The sequence below is a fragment of the Pseudomonas sp. AP42 genome (assembly GCF_001728935.1).
Taxonomy (GTDB): Bacteria; Pseudomonadota; Gammaproteobacteria; order Pseudomonadales; family Pseudomonadaceae; genus Aquipseudomonas; species Aquipseudomonas lactis.
Window position 1 is genome coordinate 106261 of the sequence record NZ_LYSO01000005.1, and the last position, 24152, is coordinate 130412.

A 24152-nucleotide genomic window follows, 5' to 3' on the forward strand; every position below is an offset into this window, starting at 1 on the left:
GGCTACTTCCTTTCTGCCTGTCGCATCAACGATACAAATTCAGCGATTAAACTTGCGCCCACTGCCTCCTTAACAATCCCTTCCGTGACTTGAAACTCTGAGCTATCCATATGGCGGGAACGCATTAAAATCCTTTCGATAACGCGGAAAATATGTTCAAGAGGTAATACGCGGGGGCCATTTTCCCCTGCTACATTCATTAACTCGGCCCAAATAAGTTTTTTGTAACTGGTCAATCGGAAATTTGCTGCAAAGGCCTTAGGCAAAAAGAAATCGGTATATGTGCACCCCGAGTCAAGCGGATATTCTTTATTCAAATCGTACTCATTGAGTATGCTTTCGAAATCAGCTTCTGACAAACATCCGTCAAAATGAATTGGCTCACTTAAAAACCGAGCCACTAAGTTGGTTGCTCCAACACCGAATAATAAATTTCTTCTTTGAAGTATCTCCTCCTGTCCGAATCCTAGCGTCGTCATGCTAATGCCATGCTCCTCCAAACGATTATGAATGACAAGTAACTCATTCCAACTGTCTATCGACAAAAGTTGATTTTCATCAATAATTATTACAAAGTGCCTACCACCTCTTGATTCCACTTCAACACGTACATGAAGGATAAATTTTTCAATCAAAGCGCTGTATGACTCTTTTGGATTTTTGTACAACCCTGCTCCAAAAACCAAATCGCGAGTCAAGTGAGCTGACTTGTTTCCATCTGCTGTATGATACAGGACATATTTTTTTGGAAATTCGGTGGCCAGTAGGTCTCTAACGGCATTAGCGCACCTTGTCTTACCCATTCTCGGCTGAGCATACAAGAAGGTCCCAGTATGTCTTGAGAATACTCTTTCTCGAAAAATGGAATAGACCTTTTCGATCATCGGCGTAATCAGCGTGTAAAAAGTACTTACAATCGGGTGACTCTCTAAATAAGCCTCCCTATCAAACTCTTGTTTGGATTCCATTATTTTAGCCTTCTTTTTCTGAGCAGTTCATTCAGGTCAGGAATCTTTCTACCAATGATTAATGAGTCCGAAAACTCCAACGGTTTCCCTTCCAGCGCCGGAATTGAATTATTAGCGGATCCGGAAACTACTAATGGCGCTCCCGCCTCACTCGCTACACGCTTCGCCTCGGTTGCCGAGTCGGCCGAAATAGCTATGGATTTTTTGCTCTTCGACTTACTTAAAAAAGCCAGATAAGCTAGAACTGGATCTTGTTCAAAGCTGACTTGCAACGTTCTATCCGCCACCTTTGAGTTGATGGCTTTACGGGTTCGCAAATCATGCTTGGTATCTGCCCATTTTCCAACTGCAACAAGCTTTCCAAGCAAAAAACCTTCCATCGTGAATGCTGTTACAAATCTTAAGTCGTTTTCATCAATGTGCAGTACGACCTTCGATCCAATCATTGCCCACGCATCGTGCAAATAGCTTGACGTGTAACGAACTTTCATAAATTGAATATAAGGATGGCGGCCATTTTTTTTGCTACCTCGAACATTAACTGTTTTTTTCATCTGCAATATAGTATCCCCCATAGCACTGGCATCCGGTAACGTTCTCACCATGAAGTGCTGGTGATCTTTCTCCAGTTTTTGCCTGATAAAGTCTAACGGTGACAAGAAAAACAGGCCTTCACTCATCCTTGTATTATGCTGAGCTATTTCAACATCAAGTAGATGAAGCAAATGCTCAACAAGAATCGGGGCTTGCGTCGCAACTTCCTCACAGTTTTCCGCACGCCCATTGTTAGGGCCGTGGCCCGTCGTACTTAAAAGTCGGCAAAATACATTATTGGAGAGCAAGCCAAATACATGCTCTACACATGGTCGCCTTTCAAAGTGCGCAGGTGCACCAACCGTCCAGAAATAGCCCAACTCTTTTCTTGCAGCATTTGTAACTTTTACCGATAGGTGAGCCAGTGCCCCATCGAATTTTACAACCGTAAATAAGGCTCCTTTACACTGCGGAATAACGTCATTAGGCAATCCGCTGCCTTCGGGATATATCAGTCCTTCAATACCGGGCTCTGGTTTTTGCTGCCCTACAACAGAATAACGCATGACATCAACCACGTCCGTAGCTGAAATCTCTGATCGAAAAACACACTTATAGGACAGCACCGCCCCCGATGCACAATCAATCATGAGTACGACCCATATCCGGCTAATCCTTTTGGGGATATAAGTTCCATTCGGCGCCTTCATTAAAACTGAAGAGTGACAATCAATTTTATAACCATCAATCTCAACAGCTTCGAATGGTTCAGTGTAGACCAATCCAGGTCTTGGTCCCTTTCCGACCGCCATATGTGCTTTCGCCTCGCGCGTCCCTTCAAGGCGAATCATGCGACTAAAATTGCTTTCTCTTATATTTTTAATGTAATCATATATCGTACGCTGCCCTTGATACAAAGTATTAAACGGCCATTCATCTTCCTTAACACCGAACTCCTTAAGCGAAGCAAGAAATATCTTATGTAGTGTTTTTGAACTGATGGCATACTCGCTTTCAGACTCCGGATCTGAATAAGAAAGAACTTTCCTAATAAATCTACTCTCTAAATCTGGATACTTTTTTAAGACTGCGCCCAAGAGCCCAGAGTACCCGCCTTGAGCTTCAGGAAGTTTTGGAGCCGCTTGCTTGGATCTGCTATACTTCTTTGTATGCAAATACGGCAACAGTGCGCGGCATCCCCAACATAAGCCGTCAGGAGCCAACTGCATGCACCGTGACGCGTAATAATTTATACACTGCCTATTTATACCTGTTGCAGCAACGATGCTGTTTAATGGTAGGCCTTCACAGTAGAGTTTCATTGCCAAAAACTTTAGCTGAAATTTCTCTATCTCTTGGTCAGTCAATCCCACCAATTCAGGCTTTGGCCAGTCATGAAAAGTGCCTAGCGCTATCGCTCGCTTGCTTAAGCTTTCGACCCAATTGTTAGTCTCATTATTTATCGTAGTCATGACCGACATTTCCATTGGGTGTGATACCCGAATGAGGGTTTACCCGCAAAATCAATTTCGATATGCCCCGCGATAAAGTGACGTACTAAAACACCGCAAACTATCGGAGGTGCGACAAGCGGAGCCTTCGAAAGTACACTCTTTATGTCCCCCTCCCCAAGCGACACCTCAATTGCACGTATGGCATTCGAAGCTGCTACACAATCGAGCGATCTGATAGCCGCGGCAAATGCCAAAGCTTTCATAATTTTTATCGCGAAAGGCGCCTCCTTCATAACTTGCACTGATGGAACTCGAACACTTTTCTCACTACTGTTATCCGCAGGCTCACCCAAGTTCGAGAGTTCAACTTCAACTAGATCTCCTGATCTTTTTTGCACTAAAAAATCAAAAGTTTCGCTTCCCTCAGACTGCCGAAATGACACCACATCTAGATTAATCTCAAGAAATACTAGCCAGTAGACTAACGCTAGATCAGAAGACAACACCAAGTCCTGTTTTAGCTTGACGCTGTACACATACCATAGATTTCTATTACTGTGACCGCGCGCTCTTACCTCTCGAATAATTCGCTTCCTATGCGCTTGCTTGAGAGATTGCTTGCCCGAAGCCATACCAGCTCTCCGTTTTCATTAGGCTTTAATCTACCCCCAGAATATTTTTCTTGTTATATCAATTAATCATAAATTTCTATCGCTTAATTGCCATATAGTGGCTCTACAAACCAAGTCAGCCTGCGGTCAAATAGGTATTCTTCAAATTATTACAGCTACGTGTTTAGTATCGTATTAATGCAACGGCTTGCAGTCCTATCATATGCATACGTGTAGTGTATTAAATATTCAGAGCTTCCGCATTTTAGAGATTGTCAACCTGAGATCCCCCCTCGTATGCTGACCTATAAGAAATAGGCAAAGCCCCTTACCTTTTCAGCGAGACCCAATTAAAAAATAAGCAAATTGGTGCGCGTAATTTTTGCTCGTGATTAACGCGTTATCACCAAACCCAATAACACACTGACCGGGACAAAACGGCCCTTGGTCAAATACGTCACCCTTTTCATAATCTGTATTTACTGAGGTCGAAGGAGGCAAACTCAGATTGGGTGGCCACACTTGTAGCCATCCATCCAACAATAGCCTCTGTGACCTATACGCAGTGGGTAATGAACTCCCCTTTAAGCCGGCGTTCGGGCTCCTATAGTGTTGCTGCAGCACCGACAGTAATTTAGTTCCTACGCATTCTTAGAAAAATAATCACTTCCAAAGCCGGGACTAATTTCTTTTCATATCTTGGCACCACGCCGATGCTAGATTTTGCTAACGATCTGTTTTTTTTGCTATTTTTAGGTGGTAAAAATGTCAATACTTTAGTTCTGGGGACTGCCCGGGCCTCGAATCACTGTGCCGCAGCTCGTGCCTGCACCTCAACGATGTAATTCAGAACGAACTGATCCTGAGAACCTTGCGCCTTGTAATAGCCAACCACATTGGCCAGCGTCCACCGCAGCAACCTCATCAGCACCGGGTCGGAAAATTTCCAGCTGCTCGGCTCATACGGATACCGGCTGTTGGTGAACACGTCGCGGTATCTCTCGAAGGAATCTTCCTGGCTGTCCAGCGACAAGCTGCTACGAATCGCTTCGGGTATCGCATGAAACAACGTCAATAGATCGTGCTTATCAGCCGTTTTACGGTTGGTTTTGCCAACGCTTTTCAGATGTTGGTGAGCCGCGGCCAACGCTACAGAGTCGAGTTTGTAGGTCTCGCCGGATGTACCTTGATGTTGGTCAGGCACGGAAATAAAGCTCTTGAGCAGAATTTCCATACCAATCGCCGCATTGACCTGGGCAACGTGCGGTAGGTTCTGCGCGTCCAGAACCTCAGAAGCTTTCAGGTAATTATGAGCGCTTTGAAGCATCCAGCTTGGAAAATGCCCCATCGAATACTCCATTGAATAGGCACCTCAGATGGCTAGAGCCGTTGATTTACGGGGCTTTTACCGATTAGACGTGTGCTTGAAAGATACCGAACATGCTTGGAAGATAACGAACAAGGATGAGCTACCCGTAGATCATCTTGTGAGCTACCCTACTCCACTAATAATAATGAGTTATAACTCGACTAAATGACTATTTAGTTGAGTTATATGCAGGCTGCTTATCGCCTCTACTGGAACCCGGGCCAGGTTCTTAGGCTCCTACATCTTAAACCGATCAACCGACTGCGACAGCTGCCCTGCCAGGCTGGATAGCTCATCGGTGGTCGATGCCGTGCCCGCGATTACCCGGCTGTTACTTTCCGACATCCCCGCAATCCTCTCCACCTGATGAGCAATCTCATTACTGGCCAGGCTCTGCTCGCTAATAGTGCGGGAAATATCATTGACCAATTCAGTGGTACTCAGCGTAGCCTGGAGGATCTCGCGAATGGCGCGTTCCACTTCGGCAGTCACTGCCATGCCCTTGTCCACTTGAGCAACGCCCTCCTCCATGCTGATCACCGCTGCTCGGGTGTTCTGCTGGATGCTCCCGACCATGCTGGCGATTTCCTGGGTGGAGGCGCTGGTGCGTCCGGCCAGGCTGCGCACTTCGTCGGCCACGACTGCAAAGCCGCGCCCTTGTTCACCGGCGCGGGCGGCTTCGATGGCGGCGTTCAGGGCCAGCAGGTTGGTCTGGTCGGCAATCCCCTTGATCACCTGGATGATGCTGTAGATCGCTTCAGACTCCTTGTCCAGTGTGCGGATCACTTGGGCTGACTGTTGGGCAGAACGGGCGATGCCGTCCATGTCGCTGACCACCTGGTGAATGACGCGGCCGCCGTCCTTGGCCAGGGTTTCAGCCTGGCTGGCCATGTCCAGGGCACGCTGGGCGTGACGGGTGATTTCTTCGATGCTGGCGGTCATTTCGCTTGCGGCGGCGGCCATGGTGCTGGCGGCGACGCTTTGTTGCTGGCTGCTGCCTGCCACTTCATGGCAACCCTGGCTGAGGCGCTCGCTCATGCCATTGACGCCATGGGCATTGCTGCGAACCACTTCGATCATGCCGCGCAAATCCCGCTGCATCGTCGCCAGGCTGCGAATCAGCGTACTGGCTTCGTCCTGGTTCTTGGGTTCGACAATCGGCTCGCTCAGGTTGCCATGGGCAATGCTCTGGGCAATATGGCTGGCGGTGCGCAACGGCCCCATGATGCTCAGGGTCACCCAACGTCCTTGTGCCAGCAGCAACAGCAGGCTCGCGCCCAATACGATAATCAAGGTCCAGTTGGCGTTACTGATGGTTTGCCGGGTACCGGTGCTGGTGAGTTGGGTATTGTTTTCGATCAGTTCGCTCAACGCTGCCATTTGTTCTTCCAACTGGCTGAACGCGGCATTGAAGGTCTGCAGTTCCCCTCGTGCGGCCTCGGGGTTCTCCAGGGCCAGGGCGACGATGCGCTCGCCGGCGCTGATGTAGGTGTCCAGGCTGGGTTTGATTTTTTCCAGGCTGGCCTTGATCGAGGCGTCCAGTGGCAGCTTGAGGTTTTCCGCCAGCACCTCGCGGAAGTGTTCGGCATGCTCCTTGATCGAGCTGTTGACCTCGGCCGGCGTACTGGTGCTTTTGCCCAGCCCGACCAACATGGCAGACAGCACATCCGCACGCAGGGCGTCGTGCATCATGTCGGCTTCCATGTGGTTGCGCAGTACCGTCATGCTGACGTCGTTGTCCTGTACCGCATCGGCCATCCGCGTATTGCCCAGGTAGCCAGCCAGGCTCATGATCAAAGCGGTGAGCAACCCGGTCGCAATCAACAGCACCAAGCGTAATTTGATCGTCATAGTGGTACCCCGTGCCAGGCCTGCCGGTTGGGAACCCAACCGTTTGAGTGTCGCTGCTAGCTGTATCGGCAGCTGTTGCTTGTTAGTGAAGCCTAAGTTTGCGGATCTGCGCGGTTCCCTTAAGCTGAGCGTCCGTTGCTCTACCTGGATCTGCCAAATGCCTCAACGTATCGCCCGTCTGGCCTTGTTGCTGGGCTTGATCACCGCCGTCGGCCCCTTTGCCATCGACATCTACCTGCCAGCGCTGCCCACCCTGGGCGCCAGCCTCCAGGCCTCGCCGGCGGCGGTGCAGATGAGTTTGACGGTGTTCTTCATGATTATCGGCGTGTGCCAGTTGTTCTACGGCCCCCTCAGCGATGTGTTCGGGCGTAAACCACCGATTTATGCGGGTTTGGTGATCTTTGCCATTGGCAGCGTCGGCTGCGCACTGGCCCCGACTATCGAAGTGCTGATCGGCTTTCGAGCCATACAAGCGTTCGGTGCCTGCGCGGGGATGGTGATCCCAAGGGCGATCGTCCGCGACCTGTACACCGGCCATGAAGCCGCGCGTCTGATGGCTTTGTTGATGCTGGTGATGAGTGTTTCACCGATCCTCGCGCCTTTGGCCGGTAGCCTGGTGATTTCGATCTGGAGCTGGCGCGAAGTGTTTGCCGTGTTGGCGGTGGTGGCCGTGCTGTGTCTGGTGATGACCGCTGTACAACTACCAGAAACCCACCCGGCCGAGCGCCGCCTGGGCAAGACCCTGGGCCAGGCGTTCGGCAGCTATGGCGCCCTCCTGCGCGACCCGGTTTTTACGGGATTGTCGGTGGTGTGCGGGTTTGGCCTGGCTACCTTCTTTGTGTTCATCGGTAGCGCGCCCTTCGTGTACATCGAGTATTTCGGCCTGACGCCCACCCAGTTCAGCCTGTGCTTTGCCCTCAACGCGGCCTCGTTTTTTGCCATGAGCCAACTGACCGCACGCCTCAGCGCCCGCTTTGGGCTGGCGCCGTTGATTCGCTGGTCGGTGGTGGGCGTGGCGGCGGTCATGAGCTTGCTGGCGGCGACTACGCTGTGGTGCGACAGCCTGGCCCTGATGATGGGGCTGTTGTTTATTGGTTTTGGCTTTCTTGGCCTGCTATTGCCGGCGGCCGGGGTGTTGTCGTTAGAGGATCACGGTGCAGTGGCCGGTTCTGCGTCTGCACTGCTGGGCGCGATCCAGATGGTCACTGCTGCTGTTGCGATGACCTTGGTGGGCCTATTTGCCGACCATACCCCGGCGCCGATGTTGATCGGTATCGCGTTGTGTGCGCTTGCCGCGATGCTGACCACCTGGTGGACGCTGCGGCGCTTACCGGCTCATTTGGCTTCAAGCGCCCCGCCCTCCTCCTGAGTATGGTTGTAGCAGCCAACGGTAACCACGATGCGAAGCGAGTCGCTCTTGATCTTGCCGTTGCTCTGCTTTTGATCTTGATCTCAGGCGCCCCGTTAAACCACGCTGGCCGAACGCAGGCTTGAATTCGTGGGTAACCCGGCAGGACGCCGGGTTAGCCGTCCTGGGCCAAGGATGGCCCATGACGGCGGCCCACGGATTCAAGCCGGAGCGAGGTGCCGAGTGGTGGGGCAAAAGCGTTTTGCTTACTTTTGCGCTTTTCAAAAGTGAGCCGCTGTCAGAGCGGAACCCTAGGTGGCCGTTACCTAAATAACGGATATGTACTCGGTCTAACTGTGTTGACTGCAGGCCATCATCGCAGGCAAGCCAGCTCCCACATGCCCCCGCCGCCTACAAATCAAACCGATCCACCGCCCGCCGCCGCTCATTGTCGTCACGCACGTCATAGCTGGCAGTGGTCTGGATGTTAGTGTGATGCGCCAGCTTCTGCGCAATCGACAAATCATGCTCCTCGATCACCCGCGTGATAAACGAACGACGGAAATCATGGGGCATGATCTTGACCCCTACCTGATCACCACGCTGGCGCGCGATGTAGTAAATCGCATGCTTGGTGATGCGTTCCCGGGTGATATGGCTGCCTCGACGGATGCGGTTAAACAGGAAGCTGTCGTCCTGCTCACCTTCCTTGAGCTGCTCGCGACGAAACGCCAGCCAGGCCTGAAGTTTGGCAAACGCCCAGTCCGGCGCGTACTTGACCAGTTCCTTGTTGCCCTTGCCGATCACGCGCAAACTGCGCTCGTCAAAGTTGACCTGCGCCAGGTCCAGGTTGACCGACTCCGACTTGCGCATGCCCGAGCCATATAACAGCCCGATCACCGCGGCATCCCGCAGGCCCTGGGGCCGAGGGTCGGCGGCGCAGACGTCGAGCATCTCGCGGATCAAGGTGCGGCGCAGGTTGCGGCCCTGGCCCAGGCGCGTGCCGGGTGTGGCCTTGACCGAGCGCATCCTCAACAGGTGGTCCTGGCTGATCAAGCTCATGCGCCACGCTTCATTCATCACCCCGCGCACCGCATTCACATACAGCGACGAGGTGTTCGGCGCAAAGCCGTCCTCGCGCAAGGCAGCCACCAATGCAATAACGTGTTCGGGCTGCAGCAGGTGCCAGTCAATCTCTTCGAGGTTGAGGTCTTCGAAACCCAGGCGGTCGGCGGCATCCTGCAGCACGTAGCGCATGGTCAGTTGGCTGGAAGGCGCCAGGCGGGTGAGATAAAGGGTCAGCGGGTTGCAAATGGACTCGGTCAAGGTAGATCAGCCTTTGGATTAAATACACCGACCAACTATTTGATTAATCGATGTATTTAGTGGGTTGGCGAAGGCCGAGTCTAACCCAGGACCGGCCCTCGCACAAAATCACGGGGCTGTATCGTCGTCCTCGCTGGCTGCCTGGGGTTGGGCCAGGGACTGGCTCCAGTCGGCGTCCTGTTGCTGCATCAGCGCGAACCACTGCTGGCGCATAAAGGCGAGGTAACTGTCCGGCGCCTTGGCAAAGTCCTTCTCGTTGCCATAGCAACCCGGCAGTGGCAGTTCGGTGCCCTGCTCCTTGTATTGGCTGACCAACGCTTGCTGCGCCGTGACGCTGCAGTCAGTGGGTAGTGGCATGCCGCGCAAGGCGCCCGCGTCTTCATCCCACCAACTGGCGCCCACGCGGTCAAGACCACGCAGACGATACTTCTCGGACTTGCCGACATGCATGATCAGCTTGAATTCGTTGGGGCTGACGTCACTGGTGCAAGCGCGTGAATAGCCGACGGTAGCCTGGGTATTGCCATCGCCCAGCAGGTCGGTGACCTTGGTGGCGGCCCGGTCAAAGCGCAGCCCGGCGTCGAACTCGCAGTGCTGCACATCGTCATACAGCATCCAGACGCGCTTGGGGCGCTCGCCACTCAGCACGTACTGCGCCGCGTAGACAAAGGCCGATTGGGTACCATCGTCATCGCGCTCACCGACTTGCTCGGCGAGTACCAGCAGGTTTTTGCCCTGGCGGTCATCCCAGGTATACGCGGCGACTTGCTTGCCGCGCACTTCCACCCCTTCCGGCACCTGGTCCAGCGGCGTCAGCGCGACGCCCTGTTCGGCCCGCACGCTGGTGGCACAGGCCACCGTCATCAACAATCCCATCAGCACGGGCCGCAATGGGCCGCGCAAAAGCTGCACGCTATTCATCCGAGTACCCTGGCAAGAGAGGGCTTACTTTACCGGCACTTGAGCGCCAATGCAGAGAAGATTGTTGAAGGGCGCGCATTGGCCCGATCGCCTCGCTCAAATTGAACCAAGCGCCCTGCACGAAGCTCCGATATCGCCCTGTGAGGCTTACCTGTAACGCCTTGATTACTTAGCTGAACCCTAGCTGTCTGCCTGTCAAATAAACGAGTTTTTCATCCGCCTTTCATATTCGTTGCACATTTTTGCGCTTAACCTTGTAGGCAACACTTAAGAGCAATCCGTGGATTATCGACTAACCTATTGAAAACGCATCATCTTTAGCCCCGTTTTGTAACCTGCGGGCTGTAGTTTTGCCCAATGAACGCTGCTGTTTTCACGCTTGAAGTCGCTTTAGCCCGAGGTCATGAATCTTTGAAACCCTACCCTATTCATTGCGTGTCGATCGTTATCCCGGTCTACAACGAACAAGAAAGCCTGCCTGAGTTGCTGCGCCGCACCACGGCAGCCTGCAAGCAACTGGCTTACGAATACGAAATCATCCTGGTGGATGACGGTAGCCGCGACAATTCGGCCCAACTGCTCGAAGACGCCGCCGCCGAAGACGGCAGCAACGTGGTAGCGGTGATCCTTAACCGCAACTACGGCCAGCACGCGGCGATCATGGCCGGCTTTGAACAGTGCCGTGGCGAAGTGGTGATTACCCTCGACGCCGACCTGCAGAACCCGCCGGAAGAAATCCCGCGCCTGGTCGAGCAAGCCGCATTGGGCTACGACGTGGTCGCCACCGTGCGCAATAACCGCCAGGACTCGGCCTTCCGCCGCTGGCCGTCGCGCTTGATCAACCTCGCCGTGCAGCGCTCTACCGGCGTGGCCATGACCGACTACGGCTGCATGTTGCGCGCCTACCGCCGCACCATCGTCGACGCCATGCTCGCCTGCCGTGAGCGCAGCACGTTCATTCCTATCCTGGCCAACGGCTTTGCCCGCCACACCACGGAAATCCTCGTGCACCACGCTGAACGTGAGCACGGCGAATCCAAGTACAGCGCCATGCGCCTGATCAGCCTGATGTTCGACCTGCTGACGTGCATGACCACCACGCCCTTGCGCCTGCTGTCCATCGTCGGCTTTAGCCTCGCGGCGCTCGGCGTGCTGTTTGCCTTTGCCCTGATTGTCATGCGCCTGGCGTTCGGCGCCGACTGGGCGGGCGATGGCCTGTTCGTGCTGTTTGCGGTGCTGTTCGTGTTCACCGGGGGCCAGTTCATCGGCATGGGCCTGCTGGGCGAATACCTGGGCCGCATGTACAGCGATGTACGCGCCCGCCCACGCTTCTTTATTGAAAAAGTGCTGCGCAACCAACCGGCAGCACCGGCTCCAGTCGTCGTGGTTGACGGCCTGGTGTCTTCCCATACGTCTACTTCTTCTTCGGATCAGGTCCAGTCATGAGTTCAAAAGCTGTTGTATTCGCCTACCACGATATTGGCTGCGCAGGCATTGAAGCGCTGCTCAGCGCCGGTTACGACATTGCCGCCGTGTTCACCCATGCCGATGACCCCAAGGAAAACAACTTCTACGGTTCCGTCGCCCAACTCTGCGCACGCAACGGCATCCCGGTACATGCTCCGGAAGACGCCAACCACCCGCTGTGGATCGAACGCATTGCCAAGCTGAACCCGGAGTACATCTTCTCGTTCTACTACCGCAACCTGCTGAGCGAACCGCTGTTGGCCACCGCCCGCAAAGGCGCGTTCAACCTGCACGGCTCGTTGCTGCCTAAATACCGTGGCCGCGCCCCGGCCAACTGGGTGTTGGTCAAAGGCGAAACCGAAACCGGCGTGACCCTGCATCGTATGGTCAAGCGTGCCGATGCCGGCGCCATCCTGGCCCAGCAGAAAGTCACCATCGAGCGCAGCGATACCGGGCTGAGCCTGCATGCCAAGCTGCGTGATGCGGCCGCTGCCCTGCTGCGCGATGCCCTGCCACAGCTGGCCCAAGGCAAGCTGAGCGAAATCGCCCAGGACGAAAGCAAAGCCACCTATTTCGGTCGTCGCACCGCCGCCGATGGCAAGCTGGACTGGAAACAGCCCGCCGAGCAACTGTTCAACCTGGTGCGTGCGGTGACCCAGCCGTACCCGGGCGCCTTCTGCGCCGTGGGCGAGCACAAGCTGATCGTGTGGCAAGCCGACGTGGTCAAGGGCAACGAAGGTCTGGCGCCTGGCCGTGTGATCAGCGTCAACCCGCTGCGCATTGCCTGCGGTGAAGATTCCCTGGTGGTCAAGTTCGGCCAGCGCAACGAAAACGGCCTGTACCTGGCGGGCCCGTCCCTGGCCGATGAACTGGGCCTGGTGGATGGTTCTGTACTGCGCGGCGCCGAGTCAGGCCGCAAGCCGCGCCGCACTCGCGTGCTGATTCTGGGCGTCAACGGTTTTATCGGTAACCACTTGTCCGAGCGCCTGCTGCGTGACGACCGCTACGAAGTCTATGGCCTGGACATCGGCTCCGACGCCATCGAGCGCCTGCGCAGCCACCCGAATTTCCATTATGTGGAAGGCGACATCAGCATCCACACCGAGTGGATCGAGTACCACATCAAGAAATGCGACGTGGTGCTGCCGCTGGTGGCTATCGCTACGCCGATCGAATACACCCGTAACCCGTTGCGCGTGTTCGAACTGGACTTCGAAGAAAACCTCAAGCTGGTGCGCTACTGCGTCAAGTACAACAAGCGCGTGATTTTCCCGTCGACCTCGGAAGTCTACGGCATGTGCCAAGACCAGTACTTCGACGAAGACACCTCCAACCTGGTGGTGGGCCCAGTCAACAAGCAGCGCTGGATCTACTCCGTCTCCAAGCAACTGCTGGACCGCGTGATCTGGGCCTACGGCGACAAGGGCCTGAAGTTCACCCTGTTCCGTCCGTTCAACTGGATGGGCCCGCGCCTGGACCGCCTGGACTCGGCGCGCATCGGCAGCTCCCGCGCCATTACCCAACTGATCCTGAACCTGGTGGAAGGTACACCGATCCGTCTGTTCGACGGTGGTGAGCAGAAGCGTTGCTTCACCGACATTGCCGACGGCATCGAAGCCCTGGCGCGCATCATTGATAACGACAATGGCGTGTGCGACGGACAGATCATCAACATCGGCAACCCTGAAAACGAAGCCAGCATCCGCCAGTTGGGCGAAGAGCTGCTGCGTCAGTTCGAGGCCCACCCGCTGCGCCACAACTTCCCGCCGTTCGCTGGGTTCCGCGACGTCGAGAGCAAGGCGTTCTACGGCACGGGCTACCAGGACGTGGCGCACCGCAAGCCAAGCATCGAAAACGCCAAGCGCCTGCTGAACTGGGAGCCGAGCGTGCAGATGAGCGAAACCATCGGCAACACGCTCGATTTCTTCTTGCGTGAAGCCATGCTTGAAATTGCGGACAAAAAGTAATGCAGGCAGGTCTTCGCATCGACGTCGACACCTACCGCGGCACCCGTGAAGGTGTGCCACGGTTGCTCGACTCCCTGGCCGAAGCTGGGGTCAAAGCGACGTTCTTCTTCAGTGTCGGGCCGGACAACATGGGGCGCCATTTGTGGCGCCTGATCCGCCCGCAGTTTTTGTGGAAGATGCTGCGTTCCAACGCTGCCGGCCTGTATGGCTGGGACATCTTGCTGGCCGGCACCGCCTGGCCAGGCAAGCCGATTGGCCGCGACCTGGGGCATTTGATGCGCCAGGCCAAGGCCGCCGGGCATGAAGTCGGCCTGCACGCCTGGGACCACCATGGCTGGCAGGCCAACACCGGGCGCTGGAGCGAGGCACAGCTGGTCGAGCAGATTCGACGCGGCGTAGACACCTTGAGCGACATCCTCGGCGAGCGCGTCGACTGTTCAGCGGCCGCCGGCTGGCGTGCCGATGAGCGCGTGGTGCAAGCCAAGCAAAGCTTCAACTTTCGCTACAACAGCGATTGCCGGGGCACCAGCCTGTTTCGACCAACCTTGGCCGATGGCAGCGCGGGCACCCCACAAATTCCGGTAGACCTGCCGACCTTCGACGAAGTCGTCGGGCCGGTGGTGGCTGCCAACGATTTCAACCGCTTCATTCTTGATCGGTTCAGCGCGTCAAAGCTGAACGTCTATACGATCCACGCAGAAGTAGAAGGGATTCTGATGGCCAATGATTTTCGCCAGTTGCTCGCCCAGGCCGGGCAGCGCGGCATTGATTTCAAACCTTTGGGCGAGCTGTTGCCTGCGGATGTGACCACCCTGCCCCAGCAACAGCTGGTGCGCGGCGCCTTGAGCGGCCGCGAGGGTTGGCTGGGAGTGCAGCAGGCATGATCCGCCGCTGGGCGTTGCCCCTGCTCCTGCTGGCGTTTGCCGTGTTCTACCTGCTGCCATTGGCCACCCATGGCCTGTGGATTCCAGATGAAACCCGCTATGCGCAAATCAGCCAGGAAATGCTGCTGACCGGCAAGTGGGCCGCGCCGCACTTCATGGGCATTCGCTACTTCGAAAAGCCCGCCGCAGGCTATTGGATGATCGCGCTGGGCCAGGCGATCTTCGGGCAGAACCTGTTCGGCGTGCGGTTTGCCTCGGCATTGAGCACCGGTTTGAGCATTCTACTGGTGTATCTGGTCTCTCGCCGGTTGTGGAACGACCCGCAAAAAAGCCTGGTCAGCACGCTGCTCTACATGAGCTTCGTCAGCGTGGCCGCGCTGGGCGGCTATGCCAACCTGGACCCGCAGTTCACCTTCTGGGTCAACCTGACGGGCGTGGCCTTGTGGTTCTGTTTCGACAGCACCACACGGCGTGCGCGCTTGTGGTCCTGGGCCTTGCTGGGCCTGGCGTGCGGCATGGGCTTCATGACCAAGGGCTTCCTGGCCTGGTTGCTGCCGGTGCTGGTCGCCCTGCCCTACGCCGTCTGGCAAAAACGTTTTGGCGAGTTATGCAAGTTTGGCCCTGTTGCCGTGGTGGTGGCGATTGCCGTCAGCCTGCCGTGGGCGCTGGCCGTGCATCTGCAAGAGCCGGACTACTGGCATTTCTTTTTCTGGCACGAGCACATCCAACGCTTTGCCGGTGAAGACGCCCAGCACGCCGAACCGTTCTGGTATTACTTGCCGCTGCTGGTCGCGTTCGCGCTGCCGTGGGTCGCCGTTCTGCCGTCCGCGCTTAAGCAGGCCTGGCTGCAACGACGCGTGCCGAAAACCGCGTTCCTGTTGCTGTGGTTGTTGATGCCCCTGGCCTTTTTCAGCCTGGCCAAAGGCAAGCTGCCCTCGTACATCATGCCGTGCATGTTGCCCCTGGCCTTGCTGATGGGCTCGGCCCTGAGCGACAAACTGGCTCTAGGCCGCGGCCGCGTGCTGCGCATCAATGGTTGGTTGAACCTGGCGATCGGTGTGCTGGTATTGCTGGCCCTCAGCTGGTTCCAGTTGAAGAAGCCGGTATACGAACCGGGTGAGGAAACCCTCAGCCTGGTGCTGGTGTTCATCTTCTTGTTCGGTTGGATCGTGGTCAATCTGCTGCAAGCGGCACGCCCGCTGAAATTGTGGGCCGCGCCGCTGATCGGCAGTGGCTTACTGGTGCTGCTGGTGCCTGCCGCATTGCCCCACTCGGTGGTTTACAACAAGACCCCGGACCAATTCATCATCGATCACATCGACGAGTTGCAGCCCAGCGTTGCCCTGCTGAGCAACGACCTGGGCGCCGCCTCGGCGTTGTCCTGGCGCCTCAAACGCCCCGATATCACGCTGTACAACACCTCGGGTGAGGTCAAGTACGGCCTGGCTTACGAGGACACGGCGCCGCGCCTGGTCGACCGTAACCGCATCCAGGCGTGGATGGCCGAAACCCGTCGTACCGGCGCGGTGGGCGTGGTGATGCGCGTCAATAGCACCGGTGAAAAGGAAGAGCTCGCACTGCTGCCCACCGACGGAAAACGGTATGCGCAGGGCAAGATCGTGATCCTGATTTTCCCGCAGGTCGCGCCATGATCACCCTGCTGCTACTGCTCACGGCCTGCCTGTTCACTTGCATGGGCCAGGTCTCGCAAAAGTTTGCCGTGGAAAGCTGGCGCGGCATGCCGGATGGCTGGGCATCGAAACTGCGCTCGCCGTGGTTGTGGTCGGCGCTGGTGTGCCTGGGCCTGGGCTTGCTGGTGTGGCTGCTGGTGTTGCAGCGCCTGGAAGTGGGTATTGCCTACCCCATGCTCAGCCTGAATTTTGTGCTGGTCACGCTGATGGCGCGCTTTGTGTTCCACGAGCCCATTGATGGCCGTCACTGGCTGGGTGTGGGGCTGGTGATTGCCGGCGTGGTCTTGCTGGGGCGTCAGGTATGAGTCGCGTGCGGGGTTTTGTCCTGGCCTTGGGCAGTGTCGGCCTGGTGAGTGGTGCCCAACTGGGCATGCGCTGGAGTATGACGCGCCTGCCGCTCCCCTCTGAATGGCTGGCCGCCTTCACGGATAACCGCATCGACCTGGGAGCCCTGGGCGTGGTGATCCTGGCGATCATCGCCTATGCGCTGTCGATGCTGTGCTGGCTCGGCGCCCTGAAGCACTTACCCCTGGGCCGCGCTTATTCGCTGCTCAGCATCAGCTACGCGCTGGTGTATTTGCTGGCCGCCAGCCTGCCAGTGTTCAACGAAAATTTCTCGCTTTCAAAAACCCTGGGGGTGGCCTTGGTCATCCTCGGCGTACTGGTTATCAACTCTCGTCGTGCTAGCACCTCAAGTCCCAGGAATACCCCATGAAAATCAGTGTATTTGGTAGTGGTTACGTTGGTCTGGTTCAGGCCACTGTATTAGCCGAAGTCGGTCACGATGTCATTTGCATGGACGTTGACAAGCACAAGGTCGAATCGCTGCAGAAAGGTCACGTGACCATCTTCGAGCCGGGCCTGGCAGCCATGGTCAAGGACAACCTGGAAAGCGGGCGCCTGCGCTTTACCCATGACGAAAAACTCGCCGTCGAGCACGGCGAAGTGCTGTTTATTGCTGTGGGCACGCCGTCGGATGAAGACGGTTCGGCCGACCTGAAATACGTACTGTCGGTGGGTGATGCGGTTGCCCGCCACCGCGTGGCACCGGTGATCCTGGTGGAGAAATCCACGGTACCGGTCGGCACCGGCGACACATTGCGCGACCACATCCTCAATAACCTGCGCGCCGCCGGCCGTGAGCTGCAGTTCGATATCGTCTCCAACCCGGAATTCCTCAAGGAAGGCTCCGCCGTTGCAGACTGCCGCCGCCCGGACCGGATCATCATCGGCTGTGAGCGTGAAGAAGTACGTGACGTGATGCGCGACCTGTACGCGCCGTTCAACCGCAACCACGACCGCATCATCTTCATGGACCTGCGCAGCGCCGAACTGACCAAATACGCCGCCAACTGCATGCTGGCCACCAAGATCAGCTTCATCAACCAGATCGCCGAGCTGGCCGAACACCTGGGCGCCGACATTGAGTCGGTGCGCCTGGGCATTGGTGCCGACTCGCGCATCGGCTACCACTTTATCTACCCCGGCTGCGGTTATGGCGGCTCGTGCTTCCCCAAAGACATGCGCGCCCTGATTCACAGTGCCAAGCAGGCCAACTGCTCCAGCGACCTGCTCGAAGCCGTGGAAGCCATCAACCAGCGCCAGAAGAGCAAGCTGTTCGAGCGCATCAACGCGTTCTTCCAGGGCAACCTCAAGGGCAAGACGTTCGCGCTGTGGGGCCTGGCCTTCAAGCCCAACACCGATGACATGCGTGACGCCCCCAGCCGTGTGCTGATGGAAGCGCTGTGGGCCGCTGGCGCCAATGTGCGTGCGTTCGACCCGGAAGCCATGCAGGAAACCCAACGCATCTACGGGGACGACCCGCGCCTGATGCTGATGGGCACCCCGGAATCCACCTTGGGCGGCGCCGATGCGTTGATCGTGTGCACCGAATGGCAGCAATTCAAGGCACCGGACTTTGACCTGATTCACCAGCGCCTGAAAACCCCGGTGATCTTCGACGGCCGTAACCTGTACGACGGCGAACGCCTGGCGCGCAAAGGCTTCAAGTACTTCCCCATCGGCCGCGGCGACTCCTGCGAGTTGCCGATCCCCCAGCAAAACTGGGTGGAACAGGCCAAGGACGCTTGCTAGGTGAACATCGCCTTACCGTCCGCGCAGCGTGCAACGATCCGTCACCAGTCCCTGGGGCTTGGGCTCTTGGCGCTGGTGCTGTTTATCGCCGGCAACTGGCACCAGGCGATCATCGGCTTTGATTCGCGCTTCGTGGTGTTTGCCCAGGAAATGCTGCGCCATGGGCCAAGCTTCTTCCCCACCACCTATGGCCAGCCGTATGCCGATTACCTGGCGACGTCGACCCTGCTGACGTGGCTGCTGTCGTTGCCCTTGGGCCAGGTCACCAGCCTGACGGCGTGGCTGCCCACGGCGGTGGCGTCGGCGCTGATCGTGGTGCTGGTCTATCGCCTCACCGCGCCCTACTCGCCGCGTTGGGGCCTGCTGAGCATTGCGATGCTGCTGCTCAGCAGTACCTTCATCAGCGAAACCCGCGCAGTCTCCCTGGATCAGATGCTCGCCGCCGTGGCGTTGGCGGTGTTCTACCTGGGCTATGCCCATGACCATTTCGCCGCTGCAAAGCGCCTGCATTGGGTGTTTTTGCTGCTGCTGTTGGGGTTTGCCATTCGTGGCCCGATTGGCCTGGTGATCCCTACGGGCGTGTTGTGCAGCTACTACCTGATCAACCGCCAGTGGCGCCAGCTGTTCAGCTTCGGCCTGCTGGCACTGGCGCTGCTGGCGGCGTGCGTCGGCCTGTTGCTGCTGCTGGCCAAGCTCAGCGGTGGTGAAGACTTTATGCATGACGTGATTCGCATGCAGTTCCTGGGGCGCATGGATGGCAGTGAAGGCTCCGGCGGCGTGCTGTATTACTTCACCAGCTCCCTGGGCAATTACGCCCTGGCCTATCCACTGGCATTGTTAGTGCTGCTGGCGGTGCTGATGGGCGGTCGACGCGCGCCGGACCCAGCCTTGAAGCTGGTGCTCTACTGCGCAGCAGCGGGTGTGCTGGTGATGCTGGGCCTGTCGGTGCCTCAAGCCAAGAAAGCGCGTTATATCCTGCCGATGTTGCCGATGGCCGCGATCATTGCCGCGTACCCCTTCCAGGCCACGCAAGGGCGACTGTTTGCCTGGCTGCGCGCCTTGATGCTGGGCATCTGGACGCTGTTGCCAACCCTGTTGGCCATTGGCCTGGTAGTGGCGCGGCGGCGTTACCCGGAGCCGCTGGCCGACCTGGTGCTGATCTTCGTTGTGCTTGGCATGCTACAGGTGCTGGCGCTGCTGGCATTGTTCCGCTCGCGGCTGCGCACCTATGGGCCCGCCTTGGCCGCCGTGCTCGCCCTGTGGAGCACCTACATCATGGTGGTCGAACCCCTGGAACGTCAGGTGTACGACACTCGCACCTTCAGCCTCGCCGTCAAGGCGCACGTTCAGCAGCAACCGGCGCCGCTGGTGTTGCATGCACTGGGCAAAGACGCGAAAGCCATCAAGTTCATGGTCAACTTCGATTGCGACAAGGTGCCGTTGTTTACTCAGCTGCCCGCCGAATTGAAACCCGTCCAGGCGCCGGCATGGATAGTGATGAGCCAGGCCGACTTCCAGGCGCTGGACGATCCGCGCCTGCGCTCAATCACGCCGACGCTCACGGCAGCGTTCGACAAAACCCCCTATGTGTTGCTGCATTTGGCAAAAACCTCGACGCCCTGAGTGCTTTTCTCGCTGCATTGTAAGAAAGAACGCCCACTGCTCAACGAGTGGGCGGCTTTCATCATAGGTACCAAGAAAGTGCCTACATTTGTTTGCGTAATGGCTGGTGCACTTTCCCTTCCGGTGCTCGGAGCCCAACTGTAGACTCGCTGCCACGTGCACTCACTATCTACCACCCGACCGTCAGGACCAACCTGTAGCGCTTGGGTCAGGGCACTTCACAACAACAAGGACGTTGTAGGCTGCCCGCGCGCGATGGCTTACTTCATTGAGAGGACAATGCCGTGCGAGATGACCTGTTAACCGTACCTTTACCCAGGCTTGATCGTTTGATGGCGTTGCGTGACGCACTGGTGGCGTTGAAGGGGCCGCTGGCCGACGATCCCAGGCTGCGCGAAGACCTGCAAGAGCGCCTGTTCAATGAAGAAACCCACAGTCGCGTGCTGGGCAAGATCAACCCAACGACGGCCACAGCCACCGGGCCGATCACCTACGGCGACGCCTTTTAACTGCATTTTTTTTGTATTTAACCTTCATTAATATGCAGTAGCGCCCCTGGATCAAGCGCGGCACACTGCACAGGTTCCTTCCCCCAATGTTGGAACCTTCAAAGGGCTGTTCCGGGAAACCAGGCAGGCCTTTTTTTTCGCCCGCCGTTTATGGACCGTCTTTCAATGCTCGCTCGCTGGTTACCCGCTGCAATCAACACCCGTCCCGCCGAATGGAGCCGTGCAGCCATCGGCATGGCCCTGGGCACGCTATTGAGTGTCTGGGCTTGTGCCCAAGTATTCGGCATGGAGGTCGCCCTGCACCTGCTCGGCCCTCTGGGTGCCTCGGCGGTGCTGTTGTTTGCCGTGTCCTCGGGGGCGCTGGCCCAACCCTGGTCGATCATCGGCAGTTACCTGTGTGCAGGCGTCGTCGCGCTGCTGGTCGCCCGCGTCCTGGGGCGCACCTTGGGTAGCGCGTGCCTGGCGGCGGGTATGACCGTGGTCCTCATCTGCTGGCTACGCTGCCTGCATCCGCCGGCCGGTGGCCTGGCCATGACCCTGGTGCTGGCCGATCCGGCATCTGTCGCCCTTGGCTGGTACGAATTGGCGCCGGTGATGCTCGGCGCTGGCGCCCTGCTCGCCTGCGCGTTGGCCTATAACAATGCCACGCGCACACGTTACCCCAAGGGGCTTGCCGAGCCTGCACCGTTTATCCTGGGCACTGCCACCGCCGTCAGCGAGCCGAGCATCACGGCAGCTGACCTCAAGCTGGCGCTGGCCGAGATGGAACAGTTCTACGACGTCGAACCGACAGAGCTGGAGCAACTGATCCACGCCGCCGAGGGCCATGCACGGCGTCGCAGTATCGGCGAGGTTCTGGCCAGCCGGGTGGTTTGACCGGCACTGCATAAATGCAACAACGACCTGCACGATTCCGGGTTGTACGGGGCAAATTTGCACTGGTACGATCACAAGAGAGTTCACCCGCGAACATCTTGATAAAGACAATAAAAGCAGGGAGTTAGAGATGACTGCTCAGGTTTCATCCCAAGCAAGCCACGCCGAGGTCCAGCAGGACGCTGTTCTGGCACAGGTGCGTAACCACATCGGCCACCTCACCCTCAATCGGCCCGCCGGCCTGAACGCCATCACCCTGGACATGGTCCGCCAGTTGGCCGCGCACTTGCAGGCCTGGGCCGACGACCCCGAGATCTACGCCGTGGTACTGCGCGGCGCCGGCGAGAAAGCCTTTTGCGCTGGCGGCGACATCCGTTCGCTGTACGACAGCTTCAAGCAAGGCGACACCCTGCACCAGGAATTCTTCGTCGAGGAATATGCCCTCGACCTGGCCATTCATCACTACCGTAAACCCGTACTGGCATTGATGGACGGCTTCGTCCTCGGCGGTGGCATGGGCCTGGTGCAAGGCGCGGACCTGCGGGTGGTCACCGAACGCAGCCGCCTGGCGATGCCGGAAGTGGCCATCGGGTACTTCCCGGATGTGGGCGGCAGCTATTTTCTCTCGCGTATTGCTGGCGAGCTGGGCACCTACCTTGGGGTGACCGGGGTGCAGATTCGCGCGGCGGATGCCTTGTATTGCGGGCTGGCAGACTGGTACATCGACAGCGCCAAGCTGGTTGAGCTGGACCAGAAACTCGACGGCCTGCAATGGCACGACTCGCCGCTCAAGGACTTGCAAGGCGCACTCGCCAAGCTCGCCGTGCAGCAATTGCCCGACGCCCCGTTGGCGACCTTGCGCCCGGCCATTGACCACTTTTTCGGGTTGCCGGACGTGCCCAGCATCGTCGAGCAACTGCAACAAGTGACCGTGGCCGATAGCCATGACTGGGCGCTGACCACCGCCAACCTCATGCAGACCCGCTCGCCCCTGGCCATGGCCGTGACCCTGGAGATGCTGCGCCGCGGCCGCCACTTGCCACTGGAACAGTGCTTTGCCCTCGAACTGCACCTGGACCGCCAGTGGTTCGAGCGCGGCGACCTGATCGAAGGGGTTCGCGCCCTGATCATCGACAAGGACAAGACTCCGAAGTGGAACCCACCCACCCTCCATGCGCTGGATGCCAGCCATGTCGAGAGCTTCTTCCGCGACTTCGTGCAGATTGGGAAATAAGCCATGCAAGATCTTGAATACACTGAAGAACAAGTGATGATCCGAGACATGGCGCGGGATTTTGCCCGTGGCGAAATCGCCCCCCATGCCCAAGCCTGGGAGAAAGCCGGCTGGATCGACGACGCCCTGGTGGCGAAGATGGGTGAGCTGGGCCTGCTGGGCATGGTGGTACCGGAAGAATGGGGCGGCACCTATGTCGATTACGTCGCCTACGCCCTGGCCGTGGAGGAAATCTCCGCCGGCGACGCTGCGACGGGCGCGCTGATGAGTATCCATAATTCAGTGGGTTGCGGTCCGATCCTCAACTACGGCACAACCGAACAGAAACACACCTGGCTGGCCGAACTCGCCAGTGGCCAGGCCATCGGTTGCTTCTGCCTGACCGAACCCCAGGCCGGTTCCGAAGCCCATAACCTGCGCACCCGTGCCGAGTTGCGTGACGGGCAATGGGTCATCAATGGCGCCAAGCAGTTTGTCAGCAACGGCAAGCGCGCCAAGCTGGCCATCGTGTTCGCCGTGACCGACCCGGAACTGGGCAAGAAAGGCATTTCAGCGTTTCTGGTGCCCACCGATACCCCAGGTTTCGTGGTCGACCGCACCGAGCACAAGATGGGTATTCGTGCCTCAGACACCTGCGCCGTCACGCTCAACCAATGCAAGGTTCCCGAAGCCAACCTGCTGGGTGAGCGCGGCAAGGGCCTGGCCATCGCCCTCTCCAACCTGGAAGGCGGACGCATCGGCATCGCCGCCCAGGCCCTGGGCATTGCCCGCGCCGCGTTTGAAGCCGCGCTGGCCTACGCTCGTGATCGGGTGCAGTTCGACAAAGCGATCATCGAACACCAGAGCGTGGCCAACCTGCTGGCCGACATGCACACCCAACTCAACGCTGCGCGCCTGCTTATCCTCCATGCTGCGCGCCTGCGCACCGCCGGCAAACCCTGCTTGTCCGAAGCCTCCCAGGCCAAGCTGTTCGCCTCGGAAATGGCCGAACGGGTCTGCTCCAAGGCAATGCAGATCCATGGTGGGTATGGGTATTTGGAGGATTACCCGGTGGAGCGCTACTACCGGGATGCACGGATCACGCAGATTTACGAAGGCACCAGCGAGATTCAGCGGATGGTGATTGCCAGGGAGTTGAAAAACTACCAGCTCTGACGGACACCACACCATCGCCTTCTGTAGGAGCGAGCTTGCTCGCGAAAAACGTCAACGATAACGCGTGCTTGCTGACTGACCGCGGCGTCTGTGAGCTTTTCGCGAGCAAGCTCGCTCCTACAAAAATGCCTTGACCGTCTGGCATTATGGCTTGCCTGCGATGCAGACACCTCGGTACATCAGGGTACCGATCAACGGTAACCACGATGCGAAGCGAGCCGCTCTTGCTCTTGCTCTGCTTTTGATCTGCTCTTGATCTTAGGCGCCCCG

Annotated in this window: 20 protein-coding genes and 1 pseudogene; 13 read left to right on the forward strand and 8 right to left on the reverse strand. The window is 57.6% G+C overall.

What is annotated here, in order from left to right; translation table 11 throughout:
• Positions 1–2 precede the first annotated feature (2 nt).
• The 6 genes and pseudogenes from A7K61_RS03530 to A7K61_RS34155 all read right to left on the reverse strand — a co-directional run.
• The gene (locus A7K61_RS03530; RefSeq protein ID WP_019817044.1) at positions 3–968 is read right to left on the reverse strand and encodes an ATP-binding protein; all 966 of its coding nucleotides are present in this window, start codon (positions 966–968) and stop codon (positions 3–5) included.
• Positions 968–2974 carry a hypothetical protein gene (locus A7K61_RS03535; RefSeq protein ID WP_019817045.1) on the reverse strand — a complete coding sequence of 669 codons (2007 nt, stop codon included), beginning with the start codon at positions 2972–2974 and terminating at the stop codon, positions 968–970. Before A7K61_RS03535 ends, A7K61_RS03530 begins: the two co-directional genes overlap by 1 nt.
• Positions 2971–3588 carry a hypothetical protein gene (locus tag A7K61_RS03540; protein ID WP_019817046.1) on the reverse strand — a complete coding sequence of 206 codons (618 nt, stop codon included), beginning with the start codon at positions 3586–3588 and terminating at the stop codon, positions 2971–2973. The genes A7K61_RS03535 and A7K61_RS03540 overlap by 4 nt, the downstream gene beginning before the upstream one ends.
• Positions 3589–4372: 784 nt before the next feature.
• Positions 4373–4927, reverse strand: a complete 555-nt coding sequence (locus tag A7K61_RS03545; protein ID WP_256557695.1) for a hypothetical protein — start codon at positions 4925–4927, stop codon at positions 4373–4375.
• Positions 4928–5173: 246 nt separating this feature from the next.
• Entirely contained in the window at positions 5174–6037 is an 864-nt protein-coding gene (locus tag A7K61_RS34150) for a methyl-accepting chemotaxis protein (protein ID WP_371914714.1), read from the reverse strand.
• A pseudogene (locus A7K61_RS34155) lies at positions 6032–6787 on the reverse strand (MCP four helix bundle domain-containing protein); the annotation flags it as partial. The gene A7K61_RS34150 and the pseudogene A7K61_RS34155, both read right to left, overlap by 6 nt.
• Positions 6788–6944: 157 nt before the next feature.
• Here A7K61_RS34155 and A7K61_RS03555 point away from each other — a divergent pair.
• Entirely contained in the window at positions 6945–8156 is a 1212-nt protein-coding gene (locus A7K61_RS03555) for a multidrug effflux MFS transporter (protein ID WP_069556934.1), read from the forward strand.
• Positions 8157–8546: 390 nt separating this feature from the next.
• Here the strand turns inward: A7K61_RS03555 and xerC are convergent, their stop codons facing one another.
• Complete coding sequence (gene xerC / locus A7K61_RS03560; protein ID WP_069556935.1) at positions 8547–9461, reverse strand: tyrosine recombinase XerC; 915 nt, start codon at positions 9459–9461, stop codon at positions 8547–8549.
• A gap of 108 nt (positions 9462–9569) precedes the next feature.
• Positions 9570–10382 carry a M949_RS01915 family surface polysaccharide biosynthesis protein gene (locus A7K61_RS03565; protein ID WP_069556936.1) on the reverse strand — a complete coding sequence of 271 codons (813 nt, stop codon included), beginning with the start codon at positions 10380–10382 and terminating at the stop codon, positions 9570–9572.
• 411 nt (positions 10383–10793) lie between these two features.
• Between A7K61_RS03565 and arnC the strand changes: the two genes are divergently transcribed.
• From arnC to A7K61_RS03620, 12 genes are all read left to right on the forward strand, one after another.
• Positions 10794–11828, forward strand: a complete 1035-nt coding sequence (arnC, locus tag A7K61_RS03570; protein WP_003191219.1) for an undecaprenyl-phosphate 4-deoxy-4-formamido-L-arabinose transferase — start codon at positions 10794–10796, stop codon at positions 11826–11828.
• Positions 11825–13816 (forward strand): bifunctional UDP-4-amino-4-deoxy-L-arabinose formyltransferase/UDP-glucuronic acid oxidase ArnA, encoded by a 1992-nt coding sequence (gene arnA, locus A7K61_RS03575; RefSeq protein WP_047710872.1) that lies wholly within the window; start codon positions 11825–11827, stop codon positions 13814–13816. Before arnC ends, arnA begins: the two co-directional genes overlap by 4 nt.
• Positions 13816–14700, forward strand: coding sequence for a 4-deoxy-4-formamido-L-arabinose-phosphoundecaprenol deformylase (gene arnD / locus A7K61_RS03580; protein ID WP_047710873.1), 885 nt, complete (start codon positions 13816–13818; stop codon positions 14698–14700). Before arnA ends, arnD begins: the two co-directional genes overlap by 1 nt.
• Positions 14697–16352, forward strand: a complete 1656-nt coding sequence (gene arnT / locus A7K61_RS03585; RefSeq protein WP_069556937.1) for a lipid IV(A) 4-amino-4-deoxy-L-arabinosyltransferase — start codon at positions 14697–14699, stop codon at positions 16350–16352. The genes arnD and arnT overlap by 4 nt, the downstream gene beginning before the upstream one ends.
• Positions 16349–16696: a 4-amino-4-deoxy-L-arabinose-phosphoundecaprenol flippase subunit ArnE gene (gene arnE / locus A7K61_RS03590; RefSeq protein WP_044273847.1), complete on the forward strand. Its 348-nt coding sequence runs from the start codon at positions 16349–16351 to the stop codon at positions 16694–16696. The genes arnT and arnE overlap by 4 nt, the downstream gene beginning before the upstream one ends.
• On the forward strand, positions 16693–17106 hold the full coding sequence (gene arnF / locus A7K61_RS03595; protein ID WP_069556938.1) for a 4-amino-4-deoxy-L-arabinose-phosphoundecaprenol flippase subunit ArnF: 414 nt from the start codon (positions 16693–16695) through the stop codon (positions 17104–17106). The genes arnE and arnF overlap by 4 nt, the downstream gene beginning before the upstream one ends.
• A complete protein-coding gene (locus A7K61_RS03600; protein WP_034135652.1) occupies positions 17103–18485 on the forward strand; it encodes a UDP-glucose/GDP-mannose dehydrogenase family protein in 1383 nt (460 codons plus the stop codon). Before arnF ends, A7K61_RS03600 begins: the two co-directional genes overlap by 4 nt.
• Positions 18486–20108: a glycosyltransferase family 39 protein gene (locus A7K61_RS03605; protein ID WP_069556939.1), complete on the forward strand. Its 1623-nt coding sequence runs from the start codon at positions 18486–18488 to the stop codon at positions 20106–20108. It begins immediately after the preceding gene.
• Between the two features lie 296 nt (positions 20109–20404).
• On the forward strand, positions 20405–20617 hold the full coding sequence (locus tag A7K61_RS30830) for a type VI secretion system contractile sheath small subunit (protein ID WP_228391147.1): 213 nt from the start codon (positions 20405–20407) through the stop codon (positions 20615–20617).
• A 165-nt stretch (positions 20618–20782) separates the two neighbouring features.
• A complete protein-coding gene (locus A7K61_RS03610) occupies positions 20783–21493 on the forward strand; it encodes an HPP family protein (protein WP_047710878.1) in 711 nt (236 codons plus the stop codon).
• 130 nt (positions 21494–21623) lie between these two features.
• Complete coding sequence (locus A7K61_RS03615) at positions 21624–22727, forward strand: enoyl-CoA hydratase/isomerase family protein (protein ID WP_069556940.1); 1104 nt, start codon at positions 21624–21626, stop codon at positions 22725–22727.
• A gap of 3 nt (positions 22728–22730) precedes the next feature.
• Positions 22731–23882, forward strand: coding sequence for an acyl-CoA dehydrogenase family protein (locus A7K61_RS03620; RefSeq protein WP_047710880.1), 1152 nt, complete (start codon positions 22731–22733; stop codon positions 23880–23882).
• Positions 23883–24152 lie beyond the last annotated feature (270 nt).

Excerpts from the sequence above, each read along its gene's own strand:
- A7K61_RS03530 (WP_019817044.1), bottom strand. The coding sequence starts at position 968 with ATGGAATCCAAACAAGAGTTTGATAGGGAGGCTTATTTAGAGAGTCAC.
- arnF (WP_069556938.1), top strand. The coding sequence starts at position 16,693 with ATGAGTCGCGTGCGGGGTTTTGTCCTGGCCTTGGGCAGTGTCGGCCTG.
- A7K61_RS03615 (WP_069556940.1), top strand. The coding sequence starts at position 21,624 with ATGACTGCTCAGGTTTCATCCCAAGCAAGCCACGCCGAGGTCCAGCAG.
- A7K61_RS03620 (WP_047710880.1), top strand. The coding sequence starts at position 22,731 with ATGCAAGATCTTGAATACACTGAAGAACAAGTGATGATCCGAGACATG.
- A7K61_RS03545 (WP_256557695.1), bottom strand. The coding sequence starts at position 4,927 with ATGGAGTATTCGATGGGGCATTTTCCAAGCTGGATGCTTCAAAGCGCT.
- A7K61_RS03555 (WP_069556934.1), top strand. The coding sequence starts at position 6,945 with ATGCCTCAACGTATCGCCCGTCTGGCCTTGTTGCTGGGCTTGATCACC.
- arnD (WP_047710873.1), top strand. The coding sequence starts at position 13,816 with ATGCAGGCAGGTCTTCGCATCGACGTCGACACCTACCGCGGCACCCGT.
- arnE (WP_044273847.1), top strand. The coding sequence starts at position 16,349 with ATGATCACCCTGCTGCTACTGCTCACGGCCTGCCTGTTCACTTGCATG.
- arnA (WP_047710872.1), top strand. The coding sequence starts at position 11,825 with ATGAGTTCAAAAGCTGTTGTATTCGCCTACCACGATATTGGCTGCGCA.
- A7K61_RS03610 (WP_047710878.1), top strand. The coding sequence starts at position 20,783 with ATGCTCGCTCGCTGGTTACCCGCTGCAATCAACACCCGTCCCGCCGAA.
- A7K61_RS03535 (WP_019817045.1), bottom strand. The coding sequence starts at position 2,974 with ATGACTACGATAAATAATGAGACTAACAATTGGGTCGAAAGCTTAAGC.
- A7K61_RS03600 (WP_034135652.1), top strand. The coding sequence starts at position 17,103 with ATGAAAATCAGTGTATTTGGTAGTGGTTACGTTGGTCTGGTTCAGGCC.
- arnT (WP_069556937.1), top strand. The coding sequence starts at position 14,697 with ATGATCCGCCGCTGGGCGTTGCCCCTGCTCCTGCTGGCGTTTGCCGTG.
- A7K61_RS03565 (WP_069556936.1), bottom strand. The coding sequence starts at position 10,382 with ATGAATAGCGTGCAGCTTTTGCGCGGCCCATTGCGGCCCGTGCTGATG.
- A7K61_RS03540 (WP_019817046.1), bottom strand. The coding sequence starts at position 3,588 with ATGGCTTCGGGCAAGCAATCTCTCAAGCAAGCGCATAGGAAGCGAATT.
- A7K61_RS34150 (WP_371914714.1), bottom strand. The coding sequence starts at position 6,037 with ATGCAGCGGGATTTGCGCGGCATGATCGAAGTGGTTCGCAGCAATGCC.